Annotated in this window: 5 protein-coding genes and 1 pseudogene; 3 read left to right on the top strand and 3 right to left on the bottom strand. The window is 71.9% G+C overall.

The window, feature by feature from the left end:
• Window positions 1–10 precede the first annotated feature (10 nt).
• Together QQM39_RS01670 and QQM39_RS01675 are read right to left on the bottom strand one after the other, a co-directional pair.
• Window positions 11–2,245, bottom strand: a complete 2,235-nt coding sequence (locus QQM39_RS01670; protein WP_301994773.1) for a glycoside hydrolase family 9 protein — start codon at window positions 2,243–2,245, stop codon at window positions 11–13.
• A gap of 233 nt (window positions 2,246–2,478) precedes the next feature.
• Window positions 2,479–5,586, bottom strand: a complete 3,108-nt coding sequence (locus tag QQM39_RS01675; RefSeq protein ID WP_301994774.1) for a glycoside hydrolase family 2 TIM barrel-domain containing protein — start codon at window positions 5,584–5,586, stop codon at window positions 2,479–2,481.
• Between the two features lie 143 nt (window positions 5,587–5,729).
• Here QQM39_RS01675 and QQM39_RS01680 point away from each other — a divergent pair.
• From QQM39_RS01680 to QQM39_RS01690, 3 genes and pseudogenes are all read left to right on the top strand, one after another.
• Window positions 5,730–7,450 (top strand): annotated as a pseudogene (locus QQM39_RS01680) (PAS domain-containing protein).
• Between the two features lie 56 nt (window positions 7,451–7,506).
• A complete protein-coding gene (locus QQM39_RS01685) occupies window positions 7,507–8,127 on the top strand; it encodes a DUF4232 domain-containing protein (protein ID WP_301994775.1) in 621 nt (206 codons plus the stop codon).
• A 51-nt stretch (window positions 8,128–8,178) separates the two neighbouring features.
• The gene (locus QQM39_RS01690) at window positions 8,179–9,474 is read left to right on the top strand and encodes an arsenic transporter (RefSeq protein ID WP_301994776.1); all 1,296 of its coding nucleotides are present in this window, start codon (window positions 8,179–8,181) and stop codon (window positions 9,472–9,474) included.
• Window positions 9,475–9,508: 34 nt separating this feature from the next.
• Here QQM39_RS01690 and QQM39_RS01695 read toward each other — a convergent pair whose 3' ends face one another.
• Window positions 9,509–11,569, bottom strand: a complete 2,061-nt coding sequence (locus QQM39_RS01695) for an RICIN domain-containing protein (protein ID WP_301994777.1) — start codon at window positions 11,567–11,569, stop codon at window positions 9,509–9,511.
• Window positions 11,570–11,576 lie beyond the last annotated feature (7 nt).

Below are 11,576 nucleotides of genomic sequence, written 5' to 3' on the forward strand. Positions count from 1 at the left end.
CTTCAGCGCGTCACCCTTGGCCCGCCACGAAGGACGCCATCCGGGTCAGGGCCGAGTTCCAGTTGATGGTGTGCTCGTTGGTCGACCAGGACTGGATGTCGTCGATGTAGCAGAACTGGCCGACGCAGCCCTGGAGTCTGCTCTGTGCGTAGGGGTCCTGGATGCTCGAGTTCGGCCCGCCGGCGAGCGTGCCGACCGGCGGGTTCGGCTGGCCGGGGTCGAGCTGGTGGGCGTACCAACGGGCGTGCTGGTTGCGGGAGTTGACCTCGCCGTAGCCGGTCACGTACGAGATGTTCAGCGCGTTGCGGCCCAGCAGGTAGTCCATGCTCTGCAGCGCGCCGTCCCGGTACTTCGAGGCGCCCGTGATGTCGTACGCGGTGGCGATGACGACGGCGTTGTGCAGGATCTGGTGGTTGGAGCCCCAGTCGTAGAGGTTGCCGGTCGGGGCGTAGGGCATGCCGTACGGCTGTGACTTCAGGGTGGCCAGATAGCCGTCCGCGCCCTTGATCACCGACTGGCGCACCTTGTCCCGGCCGGGCAGCGGGCTCGGCACGGTCGCCAGGTCCAGGCGGGCCGCTGCCGCCGTCCTGGCCCAGTCGTAGCCGAGGGGGCCGAAGATGTCGGCGGTGTGGACGGGTGAGTTGAGGACGTGGTCCGCGAACTCCTTCTCACCCGTGCTGAGATACAGCTCCGCCGCGGCCCAGTAGAACTCGTCGGTGACGTTGCCGTCGGCGTAGGTGCCGCCGCCGATGCCGTCGCTCTCGGAGGCGTACCGGTCGGGATGCGCGAGCGCCGCGGTCCAGGCCTTGCGGGCGGCGCCCAGTGTCTTCGCCGCGAACTCCTTGTCGTACGGCTGGTACAGGCGCGCCGCCTGCGCGGCCGTCGCGGCCAGGTTCAGGGTCGCCGCGGTGGACGGCGGGTGCAGTTCGCGCTTTTGCGGGTCGTCGCTCGGCAGCAGCGGCAGGCCCGTCCACTGTTCGTCGTGGATCTTGTGGTGTGCCATGCCGGCCAGCGGCTGCCCCGCGGGCACCTGCATCTTCAGCAGGAACTCCAGCTCCCAGCGGACCTCGTCCAGGATGTCCGGCACCTTGTTGCCGCTCTCCGGGATGGCGAGCGTGCCGTCGCCCAGCTTCTCCGACTCCCCGGTGCGGGCGAGCCGTTCGCGTTCGTACGTGCTCAGCAGCTCCCACACGGAGATGCCGCCGTTGACGACGTACTTGCCGTGGTCGCCGGCGTCGTACCAGCCGCCGGTGACGTCGAGGGTGTAGTCGCACACGCCCGGCTGGCAGGGCACGTTGCCGTCGCCCTGGTTGGGCGCGACGTCAATGTGCCCGGCGGGGCGGGCGTAGCCCGGGCGCAGGTCGTCGCGGATCGCGATGCCGCTGCGCTGCGTGTAGTAGTACTTCACGGCGTCGAGGCGCAGCCGCTCGTAGGCGGCCGTGCCGATGTCGAAGGGGCGGCTCGCCTCTCCGTCGGTGACCAGCGTGAAGTCCTCGCCCTGCTTGCGGTAGGCGCCGAAGTCGATGGAGTGGACGTTCTGCGCGGAGGAGGCGTCGATGCCGCGCGGCACGGTCCAGCCGTGGGCGACCACGGCGCCGGACGCGTTCTTCAGCTGCCAGGGCAGCTTCTCGGTGGCGTCGGTGACCAGGGTGGCGTTCTTCGGCCCGGCGGGCAGATAGGCGACCTGGTTGACCCGCACCCGCGGCCCGGTGTCCGGCTCGTAGACCTCGGGTGGGACACCGCCCAGCAGCGAGGCGTCGTCCATGCAGAAGCGCCACGCGTCCGCACTGCCGCCGAGCTGGAAGGCGACCTGCCCCTGCGGGGTGTCGACGGGCGAGGTGAAGGTGTACGCATACGAGTTCCCGGAGACGCTCAGCTCCGGTGTCACCTCGAAGTAGGTGTCGTACGGCGCCGCCGACAGGCCGACGATCGCCCGCACGACGTGCCCCTCGGGCGAGCCGTTCGCGGTGAAGGAGAACCGGTACGACTCCCCCTTCACCAGGGCGATGTCGTACTGGCCGACGCCGGCGTCCCAGGGGTTGGTGGTGCCGCCCGGGACGTTCGCGCAGAGCTGCCCGTCGGACAGGCCGGCGGTGACGTTGCTGGTCGTCCACCACGGGTCGGTGGTGGTGTCGAAGGTGCCGTTCTTCAGCTGCTCGACCTCTTCGGCGCCGGCCGGTGCGGCGGTCAGGCCTGCGACCAGCAGGGCCGTCAGGGTCAGCAGGGTGGTTCTGCGTCGTTTCACGTCTGGGCTCCTCGGGTGGGGGGCGGGTTACGCTCGGGGTGGGAGCGCTCCCAGAGGCGGACGCAGCCATGTTTGTTGGCGACATGACAGTCCGTCAACGGTCCGGACGGGCGGCTTTCGGCTGCGGCGCCGTCGTGGCTGGTCGCGCCCACGCGGCGGTAGCCGCATATCGAAACAGCCCCGCCCCCCCTGAAGGGGCGCGGCTGAGCCCGGCGTCCGGACCGTGACGTGGCTCAGGTGGCCGGCGCCTCCAGCTTGCTGATGCGTATCGCCCCTCGGGGCTCCCCCGGGTGGGCGCTGGTCAGGATCAGTCGCAACCGGGACCCTCGTACCGCGTCGAAGGTGATGACGCTCGGCGCGTCCGAGGCGGTGGCCCAGTCGACGGACGCCCCCTCCACCGGCACGTACCGCCGGCCGTCCCACACCTCCGCCACCACCGACGCGGGCAGAGTGTGCGGGGCGTCCACCGTGAAGGAGACCTCCACCCGGTCGATGGTCCGTGCCCGCCCGAAGTCGACGGAGACCCAGTCCTCGGGCCGGGCTCCGTCGAAGGCCGGCAGCAGGGCCGTGGCCGCCTTGAGAAAGCCGTTGGACCAGCCGGTGGCCGGGTCGCCGTCGAGCATGGCGGCCGGGAGGGTGTCCGGGCGGCCGGAGTAACTGGCGTCCGCAGAGGGGTGGTTCGCAGGCGTCGGACAGTCGGGCTCGAACTCCGCGGCCGGGGTGAGCGCGGCCGACCGGGCGGGTGTCGTGCGCACGCTCACGTTGCCCGCCCGCAGGCCCTCGGCCCGTGCGGTCACCTTCAAAGAGCCCGCCTTCGTACCGGACCGTACGATCGCCAGCGCCTTGCCGCAGAAGGCCGTTCGCGTACTGGCCTGGTAGCGCTCGGCGCTCTCCTCTCGGCCGTTGTCGAGGCCGGCGAGCGAGCCGCCCGTCACCTCGAAGGCGATCAGGTCCTCGGTGTCGGGCACCACCACACCCCGGGCGTCGATGACCTCGGCGGTCACGAAGACCAGCGAACGGCCGTCGGCGGCAAGGGCCTTGCGGTCGGCGGTGAGCCGTACGGCCTTCGGCGCGCCGGCCGTGCGCAGCACATCGGTGGCGACCACCTTGCCGTCCCTGCGCGCCACCGCCTTCAACTCACCTGCCCTGTATGGCACTTTCCAGGTCAGATGGAGCTTGCCCGCGCTGCCGTTCGGGCTGGTGTAGCTGCCGGGGAAGGGACCGTCGGTGAAGGTCTTGTCGTCGCCGGTCGCCTCGGTCGTCTCCAGGTAGGCCCGGCCGTCGACGGTCCTCTTGGTGTCGAACGTCCGCGTGCCGAGGGACTTTCCGTTGAGGAAGAGCTCGACGGTGTCGACGTTGGAGTACGCCCACACCTCGACCGTGTCGCCCTCCCGGTGGTTCCAGGTCATCGGCAGCAGGTGGACCATCGGCTCGTCGACCCACTGGCTGCGGAACAGGTGGTACATGTCCTTCGGGAAGCCGGCCGTGTCGACCGCGCCGAAGAAGGACGCCTTCACCGGGAAGACGTCGTACGGCGTGGGCTCGCCGATGTAGTCGATGCCCGACCACAGGAACTGCCCGGCGAACCACTTCCGGTCCCGGTCCTTCTTGTGCCCGTACTCGCCGCTCATGGTCCAGGAGGCGAGGTTGTTGTCGTACGACGAGGTCGACCGCCTGCCCGGCGTGTGGTTCTCGCCGGTGTTGAGGCGCTCGGGCTCCTGGTAGGCGCCGCGCGTGGACGTCTCGGAGGACGACTCGGACTCGAAGAGGAACAGGTGGGGATAGCGGGCGTGCAGGGCGTCCACCGACTTGGCGGTGTTGTAGTTGAGGCCGAGGCCGTCGAGCTTGGCCAGGATCAGATCGCCCGGCGAGCCCGGGGCGGGCACGCTGCGGTGGCGGTGGGAGCCGATGACGATCGGGCGGGTGTCGTCGCAGGCCTTGATGGCGGCGATCAGCCGGTCGGCCATGGCGAGGCCGGAGGTCGAGGTGAACTCGGAGACCTCGTTGCCGATCGACCACGCGAGGACGGCGGGCGAGTTGCGGGCCGCCAGCACCATCTCGGTGACGTCCTTGTCGGCCCACTCGTCGAAGAAGCGGCCGTAGTCGTAGCGCGTCTTGGGCGAGCGCCAGCAGTCGAAGGCCTCCACCAGCATCACGATGCCCATCTCCTCGCAGACCTGGATCATCTCCGGCGAGGGCGGGTTGTGGGAGGTGCGGAAGGCGTTGACGCCCATCGACTTCATGAGGGTCATCTGTCTGCGGATGGCGTCGATGCTGACGGCGGCACCGAGGGCGCCCAGGTCGTGGTGGAGGTCGACGCCCTTGATCTTGGTGTAGGCGCCGTTGAGGTGGAAGCCCTCGTCCGGGTCGAAGCGGAAGGTGCGGAAGCCGAAGGTGGTGCGGTAGGTGTCGGTGACCTTGCCGTCGACGCGCAGTTCGGTCTTGAGGGTGTAGCGGTGGTGCGGGGTGTCGGAGTCCCACAACTTCGGTTCGGTAACGGTGAGTTCGTGGGTCTCGGTCGCCTTGTCGGTGACGGGGACGGTGGAGGACGTACGGGCCACGGTACGACCGCCCGGATCGACGACCCGCGAGACGACCTCGACGTCCGCGCCGGTACCGGAGGCGTTCACCACGGAGGTCCGCACCCGTACGACGCCCCGCTCCTCGGTGATCTCCGGTGTCGTGACGTCCGTACCCCAGCGCTCCACGTGCACCGGCTCGGTGACCACCAGGCGGGCCTCGCGGTAGATGCCGCTGCCCGAGTACCAGCGGCTGCTGGGCAGGCGGTTCTGCACCTTGACCGCGAGCACGTTCTCGGTGCTGCCGTCGGTGTGCACGAGATCGGTGAGATCGAAGGCGAAGCCGGTGTAGCCGTAGGGGTGACGGCCGACCTCCTCGCCGTTGCAGTAGACGTAGGAGTCCATGTAGACACCGTCGAACTCCACCGATATCCGCTTGCCCGCGAGGCCGGGCGGCAGGGTGAAGGCGAGGCGGTACCAGCCGAGGCCGCCGGGGAAGAAGCCGGTGCCGCTGGTGGTGCCGTGCTCGGTGGTCGGCGCGAACTCGATGCTCCAGTCGTGCGGCACCGCGACCTCGCGCCAGCCCGAGTCGTCGTGGCCGGGCTCGGCGGCACCGGCGTAGGCACCCGTGGGGTCGGTGATCCCGCCGGGGTTCACCAGGGCGAAGCGCCAGCCGTCGCGCAGCGCGACCGTACGGCGGCCGGATCCGGCGCCGGCGGATTCGACGGCCTCGGCGGCCCGGGCCGTCGGGGCGGTCAGCAACGCTCCGGCCACCGGGGCGGCACCGGAGGCGAGCAGTAACGATCTTCGAGTGACTGTCACGGGCGGCTCTCCCTCATCAGGGCGCAGAAGTACTCACAACTGATCGTGAACAAACAGATTCTGACGGGGTGGCACGCCATACCGTCAAGGGTGCGCGCGTGACTTCCGGGATGGTGGCGAACCCGACGCACTAGCCTGGAGCGATGAACCCGGAGTATCCGTTCGACGACGCCGCGACAGCCCGCGCCGTCATCGACGACGACGGCAACCTCGTCGAGTGGAACGCCGGGGCCGAGCGGCTGCTGGGCCACCGGGTCGCCGAGGTCGTGGGCCGCCCCGCCGTGGATCTGCTGGCCGGTGCCGGAGCAGGCGGATCTGTGGCGCCGGAGGGCGACCGCTGGGACGGCACCGTCACCCTGCGCCATCGCGACGGAGGCGCGGTGTCCGTGTGGCTGCTCGCCCACCGTGTCCCGCCGAGGGACGACGGCCCCGGCCGCTGGCTCGTGGTCACGCCGCTCGAAGGGGACGAACCCCGTTCGACCGACGATCCGCTGGACCATGTCGGTCTCTTCGAGTCCCCCTGTGCCATCGCGATCTACGACGAGCGGCTCCGGCTGCGGCGGATCAACGCCGTCATGGCGGAGGTCCTCGGGCTCTCCGAGGAGCAGGTGCGCGGGCTGCGGGCGCCCGAACTGGCCGGCAGGGCACAGAGCACGGACATCGAGCAGTACCTCCTGCGCGTGCTCACCACCGGCCGGGGCACCGACGTACGGACGTACGTGCCGGTCGGGGGCGACCGCACGTTCGCCTGGCTGGCCCGTATGGCCCCGATCACCGACGGCGAGGGGCGGGTGCGCGGCGTGTCCGTCGCCGCGCACGACTTCACCGAGCAGCACCAGGCCCAGGAGCGGCTGCAGTTGGTGAACGAGGCCAGCGTCCGGATCGGCACCACCCTGGACGTCACCCGGACCGCCCAGGAGCTGGCGGACATCTGTGTCCCCGCGCTCGCCGACTTCGTGAGCGTCGACCTGCTGGACCCGCCGGAGCACGGCGGCGACGCGCCCACAGCCCGGCTGACCGCCCCCATCGGCCTGCGCCGGACCGCCCACCGATCCGTCAACCCGGGCAACCCCGAAGCCGTGGCCGAGCTGGGCCACGTGGAGGTGTATCCCACCCCGTCGCCCCAGGCCGACGCGCTGCTGGCGGCCCGCACCATCGTGGCCTCGACGTCGGCCGGTGACCTCGCCCAGTGGCTCACCTGGGACCCGGCACGCGCCGCGCGGATCAAGGAGTACGGCATCCACACCACGATGTCCGTACCGATCCGGGCCCGCGGCACCACCCTCGGCGTCGCCGTGCTCACCCGGTTCAGGAACCCCGCCCCCTTCACCCCCGACGACGTGCTGCTGGCCGAGGAGATCACGGCACGCGCGGCCGTCTGCATCGACAACGCCCGCCGCTACTCCCGCGAACGCGAGACCGCCCTCGCCCTGCAGCGCAGTCTGCTGCCCCGCTCCCTGCCGCGCACCGCGGCGCTCGAAGCGGCCTCCCGCTATCTGCCGGCGGCACGGTCGGGGGTGGGCGGCGACTGGTTCGACGTGATCCCGCTGTCCGGGATGCGGGTGGCGATGGTCGTCGGGGGGCGTCGTTCACGGCCGAGTTGGTGGTGAGCGAGCTGGTGACGAACGCCATCCGCTACGGCACCCCCGGCATCCGGCTCCGGCTGATCCACGACGCGGCCACGCTGATCTGCGAGGTGTCCGACACCAGCCACACGGCACCGCATCTGCGCCGCGCCAAGATCTTCGACGAGGGCGGCCGCGGGCTGCTGCTGGTCGCTCAGCTGACCCAGCGCTGGGGCAGCCGGCACACGGCCGACGGCAAGACGATCTGGGCGGAGATCGGGCTTCTCGACGAGGAGTGAGGACCCGGCGGGAAAACGTTGAGTACTCGGCGGCAAAACGGGGATTCGTCACCAACATGGGACGTGCACGGGCATTCCACGCCTTACACCGAGCGACCCCCCTGGTCAGCGCCGTCGCGCTGGTGGCCCTGCTGGCCGCCTGCGACAACGGCGCCGACTCGTCAGGCGCCGTCCAGACACCGGTCGGCACGAGCAGCCGTACGACCGAACCGGGCACGGCCGGGACCGGGAGCCCCGCGACCGAGCCGGCCGCCTCCACCACGCGGTGCCACACCTCCGAGCTGCGCGCCTCCATCGGCCGCCCCAGCCCGGGGGCCGGACAGCGGAACTTCCCGATCGTGCTGACCAACACGGCCGACCGCACCTGCACCGTGCGCGGCTACCCGGGTGCCGCCTTCGTCGACGCGTCCGGCAAACAGCTCGGCCCGGACCCGAAGCGCTCCCCGGACACGCCCACCACCGTCACGCTGGCCCCCGGCCGCAGCGCCTGGGCCGGGCTGTCCTTCGCCAGCCCCGAGATCAGCGGGGCCCGTACGGCCACGCCCGAGGCGCTGCTCGTGACGCCGCCGGACGAGCGGGACTCGATCGAGGTGGCGTGGACGGCCGGTGAGGTACCCGTGGCCGGAAACGAGTCCTCCGTGTTCCTGACCGTGGTCCAGCCCGGCACCGGTGGCTGATCCGTCCCGGCCAGGGGTGCCCGCAGGACTCTTACCGCAGCCTGTTTTCATGTGCGGGCACGTCTTCGATCACGTCATGAAGGACCCGCTCTGAACACCCCGCTCGCCGAAGTACTGTCCGTTGCCCTGCTCGTCGCCGTACTGCTCGGAGCCGTTCTGCGCCCCTTCGACCTTCCGGAGGCCGCGGTCGCGGTACCGGCCGCCGGGGTGGCGATCGGGACCGGGGTGATCTCGCCGGCGCATGCGTGGGCGGAGGTGGAGCGGCTCGGGCCGGTGGTCGGTTTCCTCGCCGCGGTGCTGGTCCTCGCCCACTTCTGCGATGTCGAGGGGCTCTTCCGGGCCTGCGGGGCGTGGATGGCGCGCTGGGCGGCGGGGTCTCCCGGACGGCTGCTGACCGCGGTGTTCGCGCTGGGCTCGGCGATCACGGCCGTGCTCAGCCTGGACGCCACGGTGGTGCTGCTGACGCCGGTCGTGCTGGCCACCGCCGCCCGGGCCGGCGTCCGCGCCGCACCCCACGTCTACGCCTGCGCGCACCTGTCGAACACGGCCTCGCTGCTGCTGCCGGTGTCCAACCTGACGAACCTGCTGGCGTTCGAGGCGAGCGGGCTGAGCTTCACCCGGTTCGCGGCACTGATGACGCTGCCCTGGCTGGCCGCGATCGGCGCCGAGTACCTGGTCTTCCGGCGGTGGTTCGCCGACGAGCTGAGGGCGCCGGTCCACGCCCCCGACACCGGGAAGGCGCCGGAGCTGCCGTTGTTCGCGCTGGTCACCGTGGGCTGCACGCTGGCCGGGTTCGTCGTGGCCTCGGCGGTGGGCGTCGGGCCGGCGTGGGTGGCGCTCGTGGGGGCACTGGTGCTGGCCGGGCGGGCGATCGTACGGCGCCGGGTCTCCCCGCTGACGGTGGTGCGGGCCGCCGCACCGGCGTTCCTGGCGTTCGTGCTCGCGCTGGGCGTCGTCGTGCGCGCCGTGGTCGACCACGGGCTCGCCGACGCGCTGCGGCAGGTGCTGCCGAACGGCTCGGGCCTGGCCGCGCTGCTCGGGATCGCGGCGCTGGCCGCCGTACTGGCGAACCTGATCAACAACCTGCCCGCCGTGCTGGTCCTGCTGCCGCTGACCGCCCCGGCCGGGCCCGGCGCGGTGCTCGCGGTGCTGCTGGGGGTGAACATCGGCCCGAACCTGACGTACGCCGGCTCGTTGGCCACCCTGCTGTGGCGGCGCATCGCGCACCGGCACGGGCACGAGGTCGCCGTCGGGGAGTTCACCCGGCTCGGGCTCCTCGCGGTGCCGGCCGCCCTGGTCCCGGCCGTGGTGGCGCTGTGGGCGTCGCTCCAGGTGGTCGGAGGCTGAGTCGCCGGAGACCGGCCGACCGAGCCGGCGGCGATCAGCGGCGGTCGCCACCGCCCTGGCCGTAGCCTCCGGAACCGCCGTACCCGTCGCCGCCGTAACCGCCGTAACCGTACCCGCCGTCCGACGAGCAGTAGGCGGGGTAGTAGGAGCAGTACGGGTCGGTCGGGTACGCGCTCGTGGGCGTCGGCTGCGCGGTCGACGGGGTCGCGGACGGCGTCGAGGTGGGTGTCGGTGTCTTCGACTGCTTGGGCCTCGGCGTGGGGGTGGGTGTCGGCGCGGGCCTGGGAGTCGTCGGCTGCAAAGTACCGACGTCCGTGGCCCAGTTGACCGCCTCCATCTGGAGCTCGGTCTTCGAGGTGTCGATCACCCAGTGCTGGGCGTCGCCCTCGTCGTCACGGGTCTTGAGGACCATGGCCCCCGAGCCGTCCGTGGCGGCGGGGCTGAGGGCCAGGTCCTGGTTGAAGCGCGGCACCAGGGTGCCCTGGAGGGTGAAGTCGTAGCGGACGTTCTTGGTTTCGGAATCGGGGACACCCGTGCACGGGGCCAGCCGGACCGAGTAGCCGAGGTGGGAGTCGAGGCACAGATCGGGGTTCGCGCCGCTGCGCAGCAGGCCGTCGGTCTCGTACGACCACTGCTGGCCCGGCGCCGAGGAGCAGGTGGCGAGCTCGGTCTCCGCGTTCTTGACGGCCTTCCCGCCTTCGATGCCGACGCAGAGCCCGGATCCGATGTTGTAGAGCCGGCCCCGCAGATCGCCCTTCTCGGCCTCGGCGGCGCCCGCCCAGGACGGGTTGCCGGTGGCGGAGCCCGCGTCCGGACCGGACGCTTCGGAGGGGCGGTCATCCGCGGTCGGAGTGGAGCCCTCGCCGGAGTCGACGACGGACCAGACGACGAGCGGGAGGACCACCAGGGCGCTGACGGTCGCGACGGCCGCGGTGAGGTTGCGGCGCCGGGCGGCACGGCGGGCGGCCTTGAGGGCCGCGCGGCCGGAACAGCTGCGGGCGGTGCCGGGACCGGGAGCGGTGGTGGCGTCGGTTCGCGGGGCGGTCCGGCGTGCGGCGCGGCGCGCCCGTCGGGGTCCCGTCTGCGCCGGCGGGGCGACCACGTCCGCGGCGGAGAAGGGCCGGCCCGTGGGGGCGGACGCTCCGGGAGCGGGCGCGGGAGCCTCGCTCCCCGAGGCGGAGCTCTCCGCCGCGGGCGCGGGACCCGCGTCCGCGGAGGCGTCCGCGGCCGGGGCGAAGGCGCCGCCGTCGGAGAAGAAGGACTCGCCCGCGATCGCCGCTGCCGGCGCAGGCTCGGCCTCCGCCGGATTCCCGGCCTGGCTCGCTCTCGCTTCCAGGTAGGCTCTCGCGCCCCAGCCGAGCACCGCCTCGGCCAGTGCGACGCCGAGCCCGGCGTTGAAGAAGCGGAGCTGGCCCGCTGTGTCGCTGCAGTGTCCGCAGCGGTCCAGGTGCTCGCGCAGGTCGGGGTCGACGTCGACGCCGCCGCGCCGGTAGGTCACGTCCAGCATCCGCAGGTAGCGCCGGCACTCCTGTTCCGGGGCGAGTTCGCGGTGGACCTGGAGGCACTCCTCGCGCAGACGCTCGTGGGCCCGGCCGAGTTCGACGCGGGCGTCCTCCTCGTCGAGGCCGAGCAGTCCGGCGGGTATCGCCAAGGATTCGGCCTCGACCTCGCTGTGCCACAGCAGACAGCGGGCGGACTGGGGCAGCCGCTGGAACGCCCCGGACAGCAGCCGGCGGTCGGCCGGGGGCAGCAGCCGGGCGGAGACGCGCTCCCCGCTGCCGGGGTCGGTGCGCAGCTCGGGGTGGAGCAGCTCCTGGCGGCGGTCGGTGTCCCATTCCGCCGCGATACGGCGCACGGTGACGAGCAGTTGGGGACGCCAGGCCGCCGTCGGTCCGGTCTGCCGCAGTGTCTCGCCGAAGAGCCGGGTGAATGCCGCGGTGGTGAGCATGCCGGCGGACCGGGCGTCCGCGGTGCACAGCCGTGCGTAGGCGAAACCTGCTTCCCAGTGCCGGTCGAGAAGTTCACCGACGGGATGGAGCGCCGGTGTCGCCCCCGTCCACTTCTTCAGTTCGGCGCTCAGTTGAGCGTCGGTCACTTCGAAG

This window comes from Streptomyces sp. DT2A-34 (assembly GCF_030499515.1).
GTDB lineage: Bacteria > Actinomycetota > Actinomycetes > Streptomycetales > Streptomycetaceae > Streptomyces.